7 protein-coding genes are annotated in these 18505 nt (G+C 57.8%); all 7 read right to left on the reverse strand.

Annotation, left to right across the window (positions count from 1 at the left end; translation table 11 throughout):
• Positions 1 to 26 precede the first annotated feature (26 nt).
• Genes CKW07_RS07350 through CKW07_RS07375 form a run of 7 tightly spaced genes read right to left on the reverse strand, consistent with a single transcriptional unit; the run spans position 27 to position 18129 of the window.
• Positions 27 to 1073: an NAD(P)-binding domain-containing protein gene (locus tag CKW07_RS07350; RefSeq protein ID WP_095144278.1), complete on the reverse strand. Its 1047-nt coding sequence runs from the start codon at positions 1071 to 1073 to the stop codon at positions 27 to 29.
• Complete coding sequence (locus CKW07_RS07355) at positions 1070 to 7105, reverse strand: thioester reductase domain-containing protein (RefSeq protein ID WP_176465296.1); 6036 nt, start codon at positions 7103 to 7105, stop codon at positions 1070 to 1072. The genes CKW07_RS07350 and CKW07_RS07355 overlap by 4 nt, the downstream gene beginning before the upstream one ends.
• A 2-nt stretch (positions 7106 to 7107) precedes the next feature.
• A complete protein-coding gene (locus tag CKW07_RS25440) occupies positions 7108 to 7278 on the reverse strand; it encodes a hypothetical protein (RefSeq protein WP_176465297.1) in 171 nt (56 codons plus the stop codon).
• Positions 7272 to 8633 carry an aminotransferase gene (locus CKW07_RS07360; protein ID WP_095144280.1) on the reverse strand — a complete coding sequence of 454 codons (1362 nt, stop codon included), beginning with the start codon at positions 8631 to 8633 and terminating at the stop codon, positions 7272 to 7274. The genes CKW07_RS25440 and CKW07_RS07360 overlap by 7 nt, the downstream gene beginning before the upstream one ends.
• 12 nt (positions 8634 to 8645) lie before the next feature.
• Positions 8646 to 9680, reverse strand: a complete 1035-nt coding sequence (locus CKW07_RS07365) for a TauD/TfdA family dioxygenase (RefSeq protein WP_095144281.1) — start codon at positions 9678 to 9680, stop codon at positions 8646 to 8648.
• Positions 9681 to 9717: 37 nt separating this feature from the next.
• Positions 9718 to 10221 carry an SET domain-containing protein-lysine N-methyltransferase gene (locus CKW07_RS07370; RefSeq protein ID WP_095144282.1) on the reverse strand — a complete coding sequence of 168 codons (504 nt, stop codon included), beginning with the start codon at positions 10219 to 10221 and terminating at the stop codon, positions 9718 to 9720.
• 54 nt (positions 10222 to 10275) lie between these two features.
• Positions 10276 to 18129 (reverse strand): type I polyketide synthase, encoded by a 7854-nt coding sequence (locus tag CKW07_RS07375; RefSeq protein WP_095144283.1) that lies wholly within the window; start codon positions 18127 to 18129, stop codon positions 10276 to 10278.
• Positions 18130 to 18505: the final 376 nt, after the last annotated feature.

The raw sequence follows: 18505 nt of genomic DNA on the forward strand, positions 1-18505 counted from the left end.
CTCCGCGTTGAATGATCTGGAAACACTCAAGAAGCCGCCGGGCGAACTTGCGCCAGATATAGCTCGACTGGATCGTCGGAGGGGAAGCGGAACAGACGACGCACTTCGTTATGGGTCGAACTCAGCGATCTTTCGCGCAGCTCCCTGCGGCACTGCTTGAGCAACGGATAGTCTTTCTCCGCTTCAGCCTTGAGTACTTTGGCGAACTCACCGTTCTCCAGGTGCTGCAAGATTCCCTTGGCCTGCTCGGCGAGCAGTTCTGTCGGCAACGACCGATGCCGATACAGGTGGTACCCCACCTGGCAGGTTGGCGAACCTTGCCGCTCGACGACCTCATCCAACCCCCACTCGGCGCCGTCCAGCAGCATCTTGCCCATCTCACCCGAGCCATAGAGCTCGAGCAGCGCCGCATGCGGGTCGAAGCCATGCTCGACCAGCACCGTGAAAGCCGTCTCGATAAGATCGACCAGCGCCGGTGCCAGGAATTGCTCCTGGAATAGATCGAGCAGGGTTTCCTGACGGTACTGGAGCGGCATCACCCCCGCGCGGGTGAATCCCACCGCACGGGCAATCGCCAATGTGCGCTGCAACGTCTGACCGGACGCATCGGCGATGACATCCAGATAGGCTGGAGCCCCCTTCCCCGCGAGAAAATATTTGCGCAAAGGCTCGCCGTACATGCGCGGTGCAAGCATGGCCAGATCGAGCCCCGGCAGCGGGCATACATGCCCCTCGCTCACCGAGAAGCCATGGGCGACCAACAAGGTGGCGCCTTGCCGGTAGCATGGGCGAATCTGCTCCTCGAATACCGAGCGGTGGGCCTCGTCGGGAATCAGCAAGAGGATCACATCAGCCCGCGTTACGGCATCGCCAATCGTCAGAACCTGGTGACCATCGGCCAGTGCCACGCTTCGATACTCATCGTCGATATTCCCGACGCACAGGTGAACCCCACTATCGCGTAGGTTGGCGGCAAAGGCTCGACCCTGGATGCCATAACCGATTACAGCCACGGTCAGGTCATCAAGTACTGCAGGGGACGCCGCGTCGTCGTAATACATTTTCACGCTCATTGTGTTTCCTTACATTCGGTGATGTGGGTTAACGCGGTCGTTTCGCCATCCGCGCACAGCGCTTTCAATTGAAATTTTCCGGACTCACGCAACTCGACATCCTGTGCCAGCAAGCCGCGCAGGTAGATAAACAGCAGTCGTTCATCGAACGGCGGCAGGTGAATTCCCGCAGCCTCAAGCTCACGCTGGGTACGTCGGCAGTCATAAATGAGGGTGGTACGCTGGCGCTCGGTGCTGAGCTGGTCGATTTCGCTTTCGCTCAAGTTCATCAGCCCTTGCACCAGAGGGATGATCGGCAACGCCAGGCCCTGCTGGTATAAAGCCTTGACTCGCTGCAACCAGGTGAAATGCGGGAGAATTTCCAGAGGCGCCTGAACCAGCCGATTGACGCCGGCGAACACGGCCCCCATGGGCGTTACCTCCATCGACGAGAGGTGGAAGACGCCCCCCCCCTGGCGATACCGTTGCCCCAGAAACACCATGGCCTTGGCGACGTAATCCACCGGAGTGATCACCAGGTCATAGCGGTAATCGGTGAACGCAGCCCCCATCAATACCGCGCTCTTGATCAGGCGAAAGAACGACTGTAGTTCGTCGTAACGACCCTCCAGCGAATCACCGGTGACCAGGCCAAGACGGTACACGTTGCAAGGAACCCCTCTGGCCGAGGCCAGTAGTACCAGCTGTTCGCCCACCCACTTACTGCTGGTATAGCCACTGGCAATCAGGTGCTGCTCGTGTTCGATCGTCGAGGTTTCATCGAAGGTGAGGGTCCCTGTCCGGTCCAGCGCACTGAACACACCGAGCGTCGAGACGTAGTTGAAGGTCTTCGGCCGTCCCTCTGTTGTCAGGCGCAACAGTTCCGTGACGCCATCGACATTGGCCAGCTTCGCCGCCTGGAACGACTCCAAGTGATTCATGCTGGTGGCGTTGTGGTAGATCACGCCGATTTCGCGGCAAGCCCATCGATAGTCCTCGTCCGCCAACCCGAGACGCGGCAGGGTCAGATCGCCTGGCAGTCCAACCAAGCGCGCCTCGTCGCCATCGCGCCACAGCCGCCATTGCTGCATAGTCTGACGAATGCGCTGACACACCTCCTCGACGTTCCGGCCCCTGGCCAAGCAGTAAATTTGCGCGCGGGTTCGGTCGAGTAATTCCCGTAGCAGGAAGCGCCCGACGAAACCGGTGCCCCCCGTCAGCAGGATGTTGTCCTGGTCCAGCATTGGCACTTCTATGGTGCAGGGTTGGATGCGCTCATCCAGGCAGGCCTCATGAGCCAGATCGACCCGCTGCGGTTTCGACGGCCCCGACTCGATTCGTTTGGCCAACTGTCGCGGGGAGGGAGCCATGAACACTTCGGCCACGCTCAAGCGCGCCGAACAGGCTTCATTGATCAGATAGAGCAGCCGAATAGCTGCCAGTGAATGTCCCCCGGCCTCGAAGAAATCGTCGTCGATGCCAACCCGCTCAAGCTCCAGCACCTGCTGGAAAGCTTCCACCAACTGCTGTTCCAGCGGATTGCGCGCAGCCACATATTGCGCCTGTGTCACTGCTCCAGCGGGTTTAGCAGCACGCTCCAGTTCAGCCTGAATCTCTACGATGGGCCTTTGCCACGGGTTCTGCTCGGCTATCCCCTCGCGCTGGGCTATCCATCGGCTGACGAATGCACCAATGGCGCTGTAATACGGCAAGGTGAAAGGCACATGCCCGGCTTCATCGGCCAATGCATCGAACACCGTTTCGACTGGGTAATCCGTGGCGATGGCCTGCGAATCGAACAGCACCACGTTCGCTTGTTCGCCCAACAACTCCGCCAGTTTCGCCCGCAATGGCAATGCGTCAGCCTGGAGCTCATCGGGCAGCATCAACAGCACGAGCGGAGCCTGCATCTGCGGCAGCGCCTGGAGGATGGCATCGGCCAGGTCCTGCAGATTGTCGAGAATCCGTTGTCGCTGAATGCTCGGATCATCACTCAATTCAAAACGCAGCCAGTCCACACTGCGCCAGAGAATAAGGTTGCAATCGGTATCCGCCTGAAAAAACACGCTTTGAGGATTCAACAGCATCTGGAAGACCTGGTTGTAGCCGGCAAAGCTCACTTCCAAGGGCCTGCCCAGATGCTTCTCCCACAGATACAGGGCTGGCTCCAGGGGGCGGTCGGTGAAAGTCGAGGCGATATTCAAGTACAACGGGCGAGCGGTCTTTGTACGTTCGGCGTGGTCCAGTTGCTCCCGTAGCCGCAGCTGATCCAGACGAACAACGGGAGTGTGCAACACCTCGTCGAGCAAGGCACAAAAGGACTCGGCCATCTGCCGGGCAGTCTCAGCATCGAACAGCTCCAAGCTGTATTGCAGGAAACCTTGCACCTCGTTGCACCGCACCTGCAAACGCATCGACAGGTCATAATCGCTGTAGCCGGTATCGACACTCCTGGGCTCCAGCTCATCGGCCAGGCTGCCCATCGGAATCACATTGAGCATCACTTGGAATAATGGGTTGCAACCAGGCACCCGCTGCGGATTCAACACTTCGACCAAGCGTGTGTATGGCACGTAAAGATGATCGAATGCCTCGTAGAGCGTTTCACGTACCCTGCTCAGCACTGTCTCGAAGGTGTCTTCGACCTGCAGTGGACTGCGCAGGATCAGGGCATACGCCAGCGGGCCGAGCATGTCATGAGTTTCCGCTTGCAGGCGGTTGGCGTAAGGACTGCCTACCACGCTGTCGAGCCGACCGCTGAGTCGGTAGAGCCAGCAGTTGAAAGCTGCCAGTAGCACGACGAAAACTGAAAGCTGGCGTTGCTTGGCGAACGCCTGCAAGGTCAATGCGGTGTCATGCTTCAGGCTGAATTTCTGCACCGCTCCCCTGTAGTTCGGGCGGGCTGGGCGCGGCCGGTCGAAAGGTAGTGGCAACGGTCCTGGCAAATCGGCCAGACGCTCTCGCCAATAGGGCAACTGGCGCTCAATGAGCGGCCCCAGATGCTGTTGTTCCCACCAGGCGTAATCGCCGTGTTGCAAGGTTGGTGCAGACACGAAGTCATGTCCCAGGCCGGCCATCGCCAGATCGTTCAACAGCCGCCCCAAAGCACTGAAATCGGCGATAACATGGTGCATGCACAACAGCAGGATGTGCTCTTCGTCACCCAGCGAAAGGATCAGTAATCGGCTTAGCGGGGCCTGATCCAGGGGCAACGGTTTCCGTGCGGTTTCCCGCAGCAAGGCTTCAACCTGTTCCTGCTGTTCATATGGCAGGAGCTCCGTCATATCCCTGAAACAGATTAGTGGCTCGACTTCATTGAATAGCTCCGGAACCGATTCGCCGGCCTGCTGCACGAAACGGGTTCGCAAACTCTCGTGATGTTCATGGGCCAAGGCGTAGGCCTGACGAACCCGCTCAACCTGAAAGGGGCCGGTGATGCGCAAGGCTCCGGGTAGAATGAAGGCCGGGTTGGCCGGACTCAACTGCTCGAGGAAGCAGAACTGGGCCTGAGCTTGCGACAGTGGGTTCTGGCCTTTCGGCCGGGGTAGCAAGGCACCCCCCGCGCCGATCTCGTCGTCAACGACCATACCTGCATCGCGCCCGCCGCTATCCGCCATGTTTACTATGATCGGCCCACGCTTCTGACTTTCGAGCAAGCGTATCAAGCCTGCCAACGTGGCACTTTCCAGCATCCGCCCCAGAGACAGATCGACCCTCAGTCGCCGCACGATCAGCTCACGAATCTGCGCCGCAAGGATCGAGTCCGCGCCCATTTCAGCGAATGACAAATCGGGGGCGATTTCCTCAAAGCCCAATACTTCACAGAAGATTGCAGTAACGGCTGCCGCCAGATCGGCCGACTCGGCTACTGCGGGATGCGTTCGACACTGCTCAAAAAGCCCGAGTTTTCCTGGCAGGCCGGTGCCTTGTTTGCACCAGAAACGCAATGGTGCGAATGGATAGCTGGGCAGATGGGACAACCGGCGCGCAGCGTATTGCGGCCATGCCACATTCGCCCCGCACACCCAGGACTGCACCAGAGCACCGAGCTCTCCCTGTGCTGGTTCCGCTGACAGCTCATCAGAGCAATACAGCCCCGTCCAATCCACCTGCCCACGCAGGAAGGCCGCGAGCCCCTGCACAATCCCGCCCAAGTCCCGACAGACCAGCGCCAGCCGGCACTTCATCGGCTCACGCCCGACCTGCAAGGTGAACAGCAGGTCGCGGAAGTAGTGCTCGCAGTTCATAGCGATCGTATCCTGGCCCGCTTCCAGATAGCGCACGAAAGCTGCTGCATAGTCGCGCAGGCGCTCCGGATCGCGCGCGGACAGCACGAACGCCCCGTCATCCGCAACGGTCGCGGCAGCACGCGGCATATGAGTGGGCGACTCGAGCACCACATGGGCGTTGACGCCACCGAAGCCAAACGAACTGACACCCGCGCGTAGCGGCACCGCCCGTCCCTCGGCATCCTTGAGCAACGGCCATGGTTGGGCCTGATCGAGCACGAAAAAGGGGCTGTCTTCGAGCGCAATGTAGGGGTTCAAGGCATGGAAGTGCAGGCTGGCCGGCAGCATCCGATGACGCATGGCAAGCACCACCTTGATCAATCCGGCGATGCCTGCTGCCGACTCTAGATGGCCTATGTTGGTTTTCACCGAGCCAATCCCGCAGCTCGCCGCAGCGCAGAGCTTATGCCCCCACTCGCTAGATAAACGCTGGAACGCCAGCTTCAGCGCATTGAATTCAATCGGATCACCCAGAGCGGTACCCGTGCCATGGGCCTCGATGTAGGCCGCACTCGCCGGGTCCACCCCGGCACGCCGCCAGGCGCATTCGATCAAACGCGCCTGTGCCTCGACAGTGGGAGCCGTTAGCGAAGCGGCATGCCCACCATGGTTGACCGCCGAGCCGAGCAGCACCGCCTGAACCGGCCAGCCCTCGGCTTGCGCCCGACTTAGCGGCGCAAGCACCAGCGCGCCTACGCCCTCGCCACGCACGTAGCCATTGGCAGAAGCATCGAAGGTCTTGCAGCGCCCATCGGGACTCAACATGCCGGCTTTGTTCAAGGCCACGTGCAAACTGGGCGTTAGCATGGCATTCACACCGCCAACGATTGCCAGTCCGCACTCTCCCAGACGGATTGCCTGCATGGCTTTGTGCAAAGCCACGAGGGAACTGGAACAGGCAGTATCCAATGCTTCGCTCGGCCCGTGCAGATCGAGCAGATAGGACAGTCGGTTGGCCAGTACCGCATGCGAGGCGCCTGTCGCGGTATGGCCATCCAGCGATGGCGAAAGCTCCCAGTAGTCCATGGTCCCGGCGCCGACGAAAACGCCAGTGTCGCTACCCGCCAGACTCGAGGGCCGAATCCCGGCATCCTCCAATGCCTTCCAGGCGACCTGAAGGAACAGCCTCTGCTGCGGGTCCATCTGCACGGCTTCTTTCGGGGATATCTGAAAGAATGGCGCATCGAACAGCTCGATTCCCGCGATGAAGCCACCCCAGTGACGCGCCTCTCCCGAGGGCTCCAGAAGGCTCCAGTCCCAACGCTCATGGGGGACTTCAGTGATCAGATCCGCGCCATCGCGCAGGTGCGTCCAGAATTCATTGCAATCCGCCGAGCCGGGTAACACGGCGCCGATGCCGACGATCGCCAGACGCTCGTCAGCCGTTGGCCTCGCTCGTTCGTACCAGGTGCTGGCGGGCTGTGGGGACGCCAGTTCGGCGATGACGGCGGCAGGCAACTCCGCAGCATGTCGGGCTAGCACCGCCGAGCGGTGCTGGCGAATCAGGTAGGCGGCGATGTTGCGCGGGGTATGTACATCGTAGAAAACTGTTGGGCTGAGGCGTATGCCATAGTACTCATTGAGATAGCCGCTGAGCTCGACGCTTTTGACCGAGTCAAACCCCAAATCGCTCAACTCGATATGCGGTTCGTAGGTACCCTCCTCCAGCTCGACGATTTCCAGAGCACAGTCGAGTACGTAACCCTCGACCCTGCTCAGCAGAAGCCGTTCGTGGTCGGTTAACGTAGAAGTCGATGGGGTCATAATCATAATCCTTGGCGCCCGAGCATCATGTGGCGGGCTTGCAGGTAGTCGCCGAAGCTGAGGCTCGACAGATCGTCGCTGCCACCGCTCAGATGCAGCCCTCCATCAGAGATTCCAGCGGTGTGGATAACGTGCTCTCTGACTCGCTCACGGTGGCCGGTGTTGATCAGCATGTGACCTCCTCCAGCGCACGCCCGAGAATACGAACGATTTCATCGATTTGTTGACGCTCGATGATCAGTGGCGGTGAGAGGATGCACATGTTCTCGTAGGGGCGAACTAACAGGCCCTTTGCCTGGCAGAGCACATCGACGCGCTGGGCCAGTGCAATGGACTCTGGTGATGGCATTCCATCGAGGCGACGTCCGTCGCCACATTCGATACAGGCCATCAGGTGGTCGCCACGCACCTGCGCCACGACCGGATAGCGGCGCAGTTCCTGGAGTCGCTCGATGAAGTAAGGCCCCACTTCACGCACATGCTCACAGACCCCCTCGCGCTCCATCAGCTCAATATTGGCCAGCGCTACAGCGCAGGCGACCGGATGTCCTGAATAGGTGAAGCCGTTGGTGAAAGTGCCATTCCCCGCGGCCTGCGTACCGCTGATCTGTTCGAGCAGACGCTCCGAGATCAAAACCGCCCCGAGCGGTTGATAACCGGAGGTCAGCCCTTTGGCCGTGATCAACAGATCGGGGACGATGCCGAAGTGCGCCTCGGAGGCGAAGAAGTGCCCAAGACGGCCAAAACCAGTCACCACCTCATCGGAGATGTACAGCACCCCATGCCGGCGGCAGACCGCAAGCATCCGCTGGTGATAGCCAGGCGGCGGTATGATTACCCCTCCCGAAGCGAGGATCGGCTCGGCAATGAAACAAGCGACGCGATCCGCGCCCAGCTCACCAATCAGCTGCTCGAACTCCGCGACTCGCTCGTCACAGAACTGCTCCAGCGTCTGGCCGGCCTTGCGCAGCGCCGGATTGGGCGATGACAGGAGATGGACGAAAGAGTTTTCGTAGTGGAAAAAGGTTCGATCCCACGCTTTACCAGACACTGATGCCGCCAGATAGGTGCTGCCATGGTAGGCATCCACCCGCGAAACAATATGGCGTTTTTCTGGCCGGCCGGTGGCGCCGAAATAGTAATGGACGAAGCGTAGCGCCGACTCCACTGCCGTGGAGCCACAGGTGGTGAAGTGCACCCGTTTGAGATCGCCAGGGGCATAGGCCGCCAATCGCGCTGCCAGTTCACTGGCAGGCTCATTGGCCATGGCCCCAAAAGGTGTGTAATACGCCATGCGCAAAGCCTGCCGGCGCATAGCCTCGGCGAGTTCCGAGCGTCCATAACCGAGGGTCATGCACCACATTCCGCCTATCGCATCCAGGTAGCGACGGCCTTCTCCATCGCTGACCCAGACCCCTTCGGCTTCACTGATGACCAGCGGCGGCTCTTCGCCGAGGGTCGACAGGTCTGCCCAAGGGTGCAGAACATGCTGTTGATCCCAGAGAGCTGATGTATTTATTCGAGCCATTGCAGCTGTTCCTTATGCCGTGATGCTAACCATGTGTTGCCGCGGCCCGCTGAAGCCTATGCGGCCGTGCTGAATCACCAGGTTGTCCAGCGCCAGCAAATCGCCCTGACGCATCTTCACGGCCTTCGCCGGCTGCCAGAGCACCGCTCGCAGATAGGTGATTAACTCGACGGGAATTGGCGTGCCATCACCATAAGCAGTGGTCGCCGGGTAAGCGTTGTCCGGTAAATCAGGGGGGAACTGGGGATGGTTTCGCCAATAGGAACAGTGCAGTTCGGTAACTTGATTGAACCAGAGCTCTTCGCCCGTATCTGGATGCGTAACGAAAGCCGGATTGACATAGCTATAGGACAACCGGTCCTGCTTGTCCCAAACAAACTCATAGCCTTTCTCAAGCATGATCTGCTCAATAGTCGACTTATCAGACGTACCGAAAGTCTCCTCCCAGCCGATTTCGTTGATAGCGGTAGCGCGTGGCAGGTTCCGGTAATAACGAATGCCAACATCTCGGAATCGAGCCAGCACATTCGGGCGAATCTGCTTCACGCTCTCGCGAATATCGCTGATCGGTACTTCGCCTCCCTCCAGACCCTCCCTGGCGCAAAAGAAAAACAACTTTCGAGGAAACTCGAGCAAGTAAGCCATTTCATTATGGGGCGCCAGAGTGATGCGCGAATCCTCGTTGCTTGCCATTAGGACATGGCCCGCTACCTGATTACGCACGGCAATGCCACCGTTATAGCTGAATGGCGCATAACCTAATTGGTTGATGAAGGCATTGAAGTCACTGGCGTTATGTAACGGCAGATCCTTGAATATTATTGCGCCCTGCTCATACAAGGATTTATCAATAATCTCCCGGCATTGCTCCGCAACCCGAGCCAGCGAGCCCTCCTGCCAAGGTCGAGCCAAGGTCAGGAACTGTTCGCGACTAACGCGGGGAATGAATTCTGGCACATCCAGGCTATCGGCTCCGGCTAGATAACTGCGACCGCGCACCCGTACACCCGACTTGTCGTCGCTCGCCGACTCATAAAAAGCACTCATGACTTATCCCCGCGCAAATCAGTATTAGGAATACACTTCACTTCACTGCAGTGTCACAACATTGCTGTAGGAAGCGCTGACCCTCTTCGTTCGGAAGCTCCTTGGATCCCGTGATCCATCGGCGGCAGTTAGGGGATCCGCATTGACAAGCAAATTGCCGCATCAATATGTCTTCGGTGGAGGAGTAATCCATGCACAACAACTCGCCTGGACGAATAGTCTTCAATGCCCAGAGTTCCAACTCGTTCATGTCTAGAAATACGTTGGGATCGCAGGAGTGTAATAACAGGCCGGTGAAGTAGGGATCATACAAATGTGTATTGTAATTAATTTGCAATGTGTGCAGGCGGCGTGAAGCCAACATGTATCCGGATACTCGACAGACTCGCTGCCCGCGCAGATAAGTTTTTAACGACTCTATCCCCTCCCCCCGACCATCCTCGGTGCACACGACCTTGAAACTTTCAGTTGAGGGATAATCCTCCTCGTTTGAAAGTTCGTCATAGGGATAAATACATACATTCGAACGCAGTGGTTTCATGAATGTGCTCCATTCAGTTCATGGGTATGACGCCGTAGTCGTAACAAACGGACTTCAGGAAATAACAGCCGTATTTTTTGCCAAAGTTTGCAACTGCAGCCAAAGCTGTCCCAGTGTCAGGTTGGGCGCGGCGAATATGGATAACGGTAGTTGTGTGCCAAAGCGTTTATTGAAGCCGTTGCGCAACTGGGCCAAGTCGAGTGAATCCAGCCCCAATGAGGTCAGGTCCAGGCTTTCATCCCAGCGGCTGATGTAATCCCCGAGGAAACGCCGAACGAAATCGCCACTGTCTTCCACCGCCAAGCTTTCTAGTGGACATGGCTCCTCATGAAGTGATGGCTCATGAACCACCGTGTTCATTGGCGCCAAAACCGGTTGCCGCACATGCTCCAACAGCGACCAGCGAGCCCACGGGGAGCGCTGCCAGTCCATCTCGCAGACGACAAAGCGGTTTCCTGCCCACCCGCCCAGCATATGGCTCAATACGGCAGCCAAGGCATCGAGTGCGGCTTGGGTCGATAATGGCGTCTCCCCCACAGCGTGGGCACGTTGCAAAACCTTGCGGTTACCAGCGGCCATGCCCATGTCGCCCCATGTGCCCCAGGCCAGACTGACGACCCGGGTGCGCGAACACTCCCTCGGCCAATCAGCGAGTTGGTCGATCCAGGCGTTAGCCGCTGCATAATTACCTTGCCCCATCGCGCCCAGCAAGGCGCTGGTGGATGAGTAGCCAATCACCCAGTCACAGCCCCAACCCCGGGAGTATTTCAGAAGATCGGCCAGGGCCAGTTTGGGGGCCAGGACCCTGTGCAGACGTACGTCATCAAGGTTGCTCAGGGCGCCATCGTCAAGTACTCCGGCCAGGTGGAAAATCCCACTCATTCGCTCCAGGCCATGCAACGCTTTGTCCAGTGCCTGTGGCTGAGTCAGATCGCAGGCAATGCAGCGCACACCACGCGGCGGTGTCGTCGGTAGCGAGCGGCAGATAATAACGATATGGCTCGGTTCTACGGCTTGTCGGTCGATTAACCAATCCACCAGCGCCTGCCCTAGCGCTCCACTGCCGCCAGTGATCAGATAACTACTGCCGGAAGCGCCGAGGACTCCGGGCGGGAGGGGTACCTGTCCGTTTGGTAACAGCCGTGCGGCCAGCAGGCAGCTGTTGCGCCAGAGTAACTCCCGCTCCTGCGGATACGCGTTTGCCAGTGATGCCTGATGCGCCAGCCAATGGGCCTGTGGTTGGGTTCTGGAAAGGTCCGGATGGTTGCTGGCAAACAGGTTTTGCACACACAAAGCGCTGGATTCGTTCCCAGCGACTCGTGCCAGACCGGCCAACGGACCACTGCTTTGCGACGCGGGCAGCAGGAGCGTCAGGCGCCCACGGACATCCCGCAACAACAGTTGTTGCAGGAGACTCATGAACCCCTGGTACTGCTCGTAGCCATCACTTTGTGGCTTGCCCAGGCACAGCAGCACGGCGTTGGCCGAGTCGGAGTTCAGGCAGTCGCAAAGCGGCTCCAGCAGCTTCAACTCCTGACCGACATTCAGCTCCCAGCAATGAGTACCTGCATCATCCGGTCTCGCAGAAATCGGAGCCAGGGGCTGCCACTGCAGGTTGAACAGCCGAGTGCCGGCATCCGGCGGCGCCTGACGTGGCCTACGTTGTTGCAGCCAGTCGAGCATGCGCGAGAAGATCAGTGCTTCTTCGCGTAGCATGAAGTCATGCTCGCCTGGGTACTGCGCAACTTCGCCAGGCATCGCCGAACTCAGTGCGAACCAATCCTGCGCTTCGCTCACCGAGCAGGCAGGGTCTTGGCTACCGCAGTGCAACATTAACTCGCAACGCAACAACGGCCGCCCCCCCCGTTGTTGCCAAAGCGTACTCATGCGCATCGCGGTACGCTGATCGCTTTCAAGATCGGCGAGCAGGATCGGCAGATACCATTCCCGCCACAACGGATTGGAGCGCGTAGCCTCGGGGACCATCAAGAATGCTTCGGAGTCAATCTCCCGGCCGTTGTTCGGTGTTGAGAAAACTGGGGCACGTCCCACTACGATCAGGCCACTGCACTCCCCATCCTGGTCCAGGTCGGACAACTCCTGCGCCAGTAGCTCCGATGCCAGGGCGGCGCCATAACTCAAACCGCAGAAAGCAAAAGGCTGACCAGCGCTATCCCGTCGAATGGCTTGCGCCAGAGCCTGGCGCAATTCGGCGTCCTTCTGCTCGTCGTTGGCGAGCGGCTCTTCCATCCGCCCATTGCGCCCCGGCAGTTCGACTGCAACCAGGTCCAGCCAGTCAGGTGCTTTATTTGCCCAGTCCTTGAAATGCCGAGAATTGCCGCCGGCATAGGAAAAACAGTACAGCCGCAAAGTTGCCGTCTGCCGCGGTGGAACCAAGCGAACCAACCAGGAGGAAGCCGCTGCTGCCGCGCTCACCTGCGACGTTTTCTCTACGCAAGACCTAGAAGCAGGTGCATCGACATAGATCGATGCCTGTGGATTCAACCAAAAGCTATCGCGCTCGAAGGCATAAGAGGGTAGCGGTATACGACGTAGCGGATTGCTGGGCCCCGCTTGTTCGTGGCGATGATAGGCTTCCCAATCCAGATCGACACCTGCGCACCAGAGCCGCCCGAGCAATTCGCAAAATACTTGCTCATCGTCAATCTCGGTACGCGGATGACGCATGCTCGCCAGTAAGGTTGGTGCAACATTCGTGTCTTCGTTACGCAGGCTCAGGAATCGCCCTGCCAACCCCGTCAGCACATTCGATGGGCCGATCTCGAGAATAATGTCGGGCTGCCAACGCAGCAGAGTCTCCAAGTCCTCGGCCCAGCGAACGGTGGCCAGCAGGTGCTGGCCCCAGTAACCGCTCTCCAGCACCTCGTCGCCCAACCAGGTACCGCTTACATTGCTCGTCATTGGTATACGCGGCAGACTGGCCTTGATAACCTTCGCCGCCTCGTGGAGGCGTCCGGCGACAGGGCTCATTAGCGCACTGTGGAATGGATGAGAAACCGGCACTCGGGTACAGCGTAAACCAAGCTCATCCAGCGCTTGTTCAGCGCTTTCCAGGTTTGGTAACAAACCTGCAAGCACCCATTGACCGGGTAAGTTATGCACGGCCAGCCAGAGCTCAGGATGCAGAGCCAACCAGTCGTGGAACACCGTCTCATCACCCGCGACACTGAGCATGCCGCCACTTACCGGCCGCCCCTGTATATCAGTCAGACGCAACGCCTCGGTCGCCAGTGCACGGGTCGCCACCAACAGTGCCGCATCTTCCAGCGTAAGAACCCCAGCTACTACCGCCGCTGCATATTCACCGATGCTATGCCCGGCGACCGCTACCGGTCGGATACCCAGTTCGATGAGACTCGACGCCATCGCATATTCGACGGCGAATAAGCCGCATTGGGTGACTACCGGGCGCTGCATTTCAGCTGCATCTGCCCCCAGAATCAGCGCTAGCGGATTGAATCCCAGAGGGCCGGTGAGCGCTTGGCAGACCTCTTCAAAATGTCCACGGAAATACCCTCCGTCCGCCGTTCCGTTATAGAGTTGCCGGGCCATTCCAACATGCTGGGAACCTTGGCCGGAAAAGCACAAAGCAACGGTCGCCTTGTGCCCCGCCTTGACTCGCCGCTCGCTACCCAAGGCCGCCCGCATGTTTGCACCAAGGTCCTGTCCGTCTGCTGCTACGCTGACAGCCAAGCGCAGCGAATGGGCCTCACGCGCCAGATGCAAAGTAAACGCCGCCTGAGCAATGTGCTCTGCCGAAGCGTCATCCAGAACCTGTGACAGTTTTTCCAGATTGTTCGCTAGCGCGCCAACACTTCTCGCGCTGATACACAACAGGTGGCGCTGACGGCAAAACGACGCCGAATCGCTTCGCTGAATCTCGTCCGGCCTTGCCGGTGCCTGCTCCAGAATCACATGGACGTTGGTGCCACCAATGCCGAAACTGGAAACACCCGTACGCAAGGGTTCTCCTGTCTCCGTTTCCGGCCAATCCACCAGTTCCTGGTTAACATAGAAAGGGCTCGCGGGATGATCGAGCAAATCCACCAGCTTGGCGTTGTGCTCATGGAAGTTGACCGTCGGCACCAATTGGCGGTGGTGCAGGCAAAGAGCTGTCTTGATGAAACCTGTGATGCCGGCGGCGCAGTTCGCATGGCCGATATTGCCTTTCACACTACCGATCGCGCAGCTTCTCGGTGTGACCTGTTGTGTTTTCCGAGTGGCCTCGAAAGCATCGCGAAGCCCCTTCAGCTCGATGGCATCACCGATATGGGTAGCTGTGGCATGGCATTCGACATAGGACAATTGTTCGGCTGCCACACCCGCCATCTGCATGGCATCGACAATGCAACGCGTCTGGGCGACCGCGTTCGGGGCCGCGTAGCCGGCTTTCTGCCGACCATCGTTGGACATGCCATAGCCCGAAAGCACAGCCCAAATCATGTCTCCATCGGCTTGAGCATCGTCGAGGCGCTTTAGCACCACCGCACCGACGGAATCGCCGAACAAGGTTCCGCTCGCGTCTTCATCGAAAGGATGGACTCGGCCATCCACGCTGCCGACCAGCCCTTCTTCGAAGCAGTAGCCAAAATTCGGAAAGTTCAAAGACGAGGCGCCAGCGATTGCCATATCGCACTGACCCATCATCAAGCTTTGTGCCGCCTGCGCCACGGCCAGCAGACCGCTGCTGCATGCCGAAGTGACCGTGACACCAGGCCCACCGAGGTCGAGTTGAAAGGAGACGCGGGTCGCTATGTAATCCTTTTCATTGCCAATCTCGGTCAGGAATAACTTGCCGGGGTCGAGCGGCTCCTTGAGACCACCGCCTTGCAAATGGTGGATCAGGTAGCCGTCCATACCACAGGCGGCATAGACCGCTGTGCGCTCACGGTAGGGATTGTTCACACGCGCATAGCCCGCCTGCTCCATTGCGGCCCAGGCCACTTCCATGAACAAGCGGTGCTGCGGGTCCATCAAAGTCGCTTCACGCTGGCCGATTCCCCAGAACAACGCATCGAACTTATCGGCATCATTCAGAACCTGGCCAGCCGCGACCCAGGCTGGATGAGTGAATACTTCATCAGGCACACCCTTGGCCCGCAACTCTTCATGTGTGAAGTGCCGCAGACTATCGTTGCCCTGCTGCAAATTGCTCCAGAACTCCTCGATGGAATCGGCCCCAGGGAAACGCCCGGCTATACCCACCACCGCTATACTTGTCGTCGCTTCCCGGCGCCGTGGGCGTTGTTCTTTCTTTTTCGCTTGCCCTCCCTGCTGCCATTCGACGAACTCCTGCAAAGTGCTGTGCTGGTAAATATCGACTACCGTCAGAGAAATACCCAAACGCTCCGTCAATACGCTGACCAGGTTCGCCGCGCTGAGGGAGCTGCCACCCACGTCGAAAAAGTTGTCGGCTGGCTGGACGTTATTGATACCCAGTACTTCACACCAGATATCCGCTACACGCTGTTCCATTACCAACAAGTTGACACGCTCCAAGGGTTCTGGCTCGGTCTTAATTGGTCGAGGTAATGCCTGGAGATCAAGCTTGCGCGACTCGCCCTGTCGCATTGGCAACTCGGCCAGCCCAATGATATGAGACGGTTGCGCGTACTCCGGTAAACGGCTGCGCGCCTGACGGCGAGCCTTGGCCAACAACAACTCGGAAGGTATGCCGCCGGTGCCTACTATATAAGCCAGCAGCCCTTGGGGCTGGCCACTGCGCTCATCCATCAGTGGCAGAACAACTGATTTACTGACGCCCTCCATTTCATTGAAAACACGCTCGACCGCCAAAAGGGAAACTTTGAAACCACGGATTTTTACCGTGTTATCCATTCGTCCCAGTATTAATAGCTGACCATTCTGCAATAGCCGAGCGCGATCTCCAGTCCTGTACATCCGTTTATCCGACAACGGTAAACGGCTCAGTTCCGCAGCCAGAGGCAAAAAGCGTTCGGCTGTTTTTTGATCGTCGGCTAGATATCCTGGTGCAATGCCCGGGCCAGCCAGATACAACTCCCCTGGCATACCCCAAGGCACACAATGGCCATTCTCATCCAATAGAATGACCGCAGATCCAGGTAATGGCTGCCCGACTGGAGCCCAGAGTCTGGTGCAGCCTCCTCCGACAAACAGATCGGAGTAACCAACATCCAGACTTTCCCAAGTGCTGTATGCATTGATCAGTCGAGCATGCACTGGAAATATTCGGCGGGCTTTTTCAACGAGCATCCCCGACACGACTTCGCCCATCAAGAAACATAGGCGCACTGAAGACCAGTGTTTATCTAACTGCTTGGTGGCAATGGGATTTTCCAGCAAGTTTGCCAGCAATGAAGGCGTTACGACCAGTCTTGAAACTCGGTTTTTCTCAATGAATGATTGCAAGCGCGGCGGATCGAAAATAACGGAGTCAGGAATAACTACCGCTACTTGACCAAACAGCAAGGGGCGTAAGCATTCCCAGGCAAAGAATACATTCAGCCCTTCCCGCTCGCCTTCGGCCGCATAGGGGTATAACTCGCCACGGGCTAGAAAACAGTAAGTACAACCTTGCTGAGTGGTGAGTACCGCCTTGGGACGCCCGGTGGAGCCACTGGTCATGGAGATGATGGCGATTGCCTCGGGCAGGCATCGCACCACGGGATAGTCCTTGGGTGACGACAAGGCTTCCTCTAGAAGCGCCTCATCCATGACGAACAGAGGGCCATTGTCTTGCACACGTTTCGCCAGCTCTCCCTCACTGACAATCAACGAAACATCGCAAGCCTCGACGAACTCGGCCAACAGGCTATCCGACCAGCTCACCTCGAGAAGACAGACAGTGGCGCCGACTTGCAAACAGGCAAGCATCGCTATTAGGTATTCGGCCCGGTGCCCAAGGAACAGACCAACCGTACTACCCTCTACCACCCCGGAGCGCACCAGTTGCAGGCTAACGTGGTTGCAGAGAGTGGCGAGCTCCTCGTAAGACCAAGATCTATCGCCATCCTCCAGGGCCAGTGCTGCCGGAGTTTTGCTTACCTGAAGGCGGAAGAGATCAGCGACACTCTTGAAGTTCTCCCGGCTGCACAGATAGGAGGACGGAGGCGTCCAGAGGATGGAAGTACCAAATCCAAGCACTTGGCTCTGGATATGCTTTTCGATGCTTGAAACGAGCGGGCCCGTGGAATCGTAAATATAGAAATGATCACCGTCGAAGTACTCCATGGTAACGGCTGTGCGCGAAAAAAATTGCCCCCAACCTTGCAGTTCCGCCGACGAAACACTCGGGTCTTCATTTCCGGAGTAGATGATCGCAGGAACATCCATAGGAAGATCATCAGCCTTGGCCAACCGATAGGTTTCGTCCAACCGAATATCTGATTTTAAAGGCGGCAATACAATATCCAGCAACGACGAATCCGCTAGCGCGCTCTCTCGTAGAACCCCCCATGTTCTAACACTACTGATGAAATCCTGATCAGTCTGATCATAAATATAGACGCCACTCTCCGCACTCCTGGCCAGGCACTCCGGCGATCGCCGCCCGGAAAGAAATAACATTATAGGTGTTTCATTATTTCGCCGGCGCAGTTCACGGCAGGTCTCAAAGGCCAGTAATGCCCCAAAACTATGCCCAAAAAAAGCGAACGGCATGTCACCTGTTTTTTCAGCAAGCAGATCAGCTAAATCAGTTATAAGCGAGTCAAACTCGGTATACGCCGGTTCGCTGTACAAAACTCCACGGCCTGGCAGTTCAAATTCAACCCACTCGATGTTCGACGAGCACGCATCGGCTAACTCAGAGTATGCAGAGCGACCTGCACCCGCGTAAGGAAAAGCAAAAAGCCTGATTGACGCTTCCGGGTTTGACCTTGTTACAAAGGAAGATACTTTACCCATGACCAATCCCCTAATAGCTAGCCAGCCGACATGCGACCACCCAGAATCGCCACCTCATTAAGATCCACAAAAAATCTTATGTTTCTTACCGTATAGCGAAAATTATCTGGTATCGAATTTTCTAAAACTGCAACCCTGGTGTTTTTGGAGCAGCAACTATTCGAGAATCTTCTCCGAGGGGGGAGTTGGCATTAGCACTGTCCCACGCCTCACTTCAGGCCATATTCCTACGTAACAACATCTGTGTACCTAGGAACCGACCCAAACCCTTGTATGAATTTTCGTACCCATCTTGAGTCCACACGCTGAACGAACCCCATGAAAGACAAGATATCGTTCGAGCTCCGTGAACGAGCCAAGCGTTATCTTGCTCAGG

The organism is Pseudomonas sp. Irchel s3b6 (assembly GCF_900187415.1).
Classification (GTDB): Bacteria; Pseudomonadota; Gammaproteobacteria; order Pseudomonadales; family Pseudomonadaceae; genus Aquipseudomonas.

Coding starts and splice junctions, on each gene's coding strand:
- CKW07_RS07370 (WP_095144282.1), bottom strand. CDS start 10,221: ATGAAACCACTGCGTTCGAATGTATGTATTTATCCCTATGACGAACTT.
- CKW07_RS07355 (WP_176465296.1), bottom strand. CDS start 7,105: ATGACCCCATCGACTTCTACGTTAACCGACCACGAACGGCTTCTGCTG.
- CKW07_RS07375 (WP_095144283.1), bottom strand. CDS start 18,129: ATGGGTAAAGTATCTTCCTTTGTAACAAGGTCAAACCCGGAAGCGTCA.
- CKW07_RS07350 (WP_095144278.1), bottom strand. CDS start 1,073: ATGAGCGTGAAAATGTATTACGACGACGCGGCGTCCCCTGCAGTACTT.
- CKW07_RS07365 (WP_095144281.1), bottom strand. CDS start 9,680: ATGAGTGCTTTTTATGAGTCGGCGAGCGACGACAAGTCGGGTGTACGG.
- CKW07_RS25440 (WP_176465297.1), bottom strand. CDS start 7,278: ATGCTGATCAACACCGGCCACCGTGAGCGAGTCAGAGAGCACGTTATC.
- CKW07_RS07360 (WP_095144280.1), bottom strand. CDS start 8,633: ATGGCTCGAATAAATACATCAGCTCTCTGGGATCAACAGCATGTTCTG.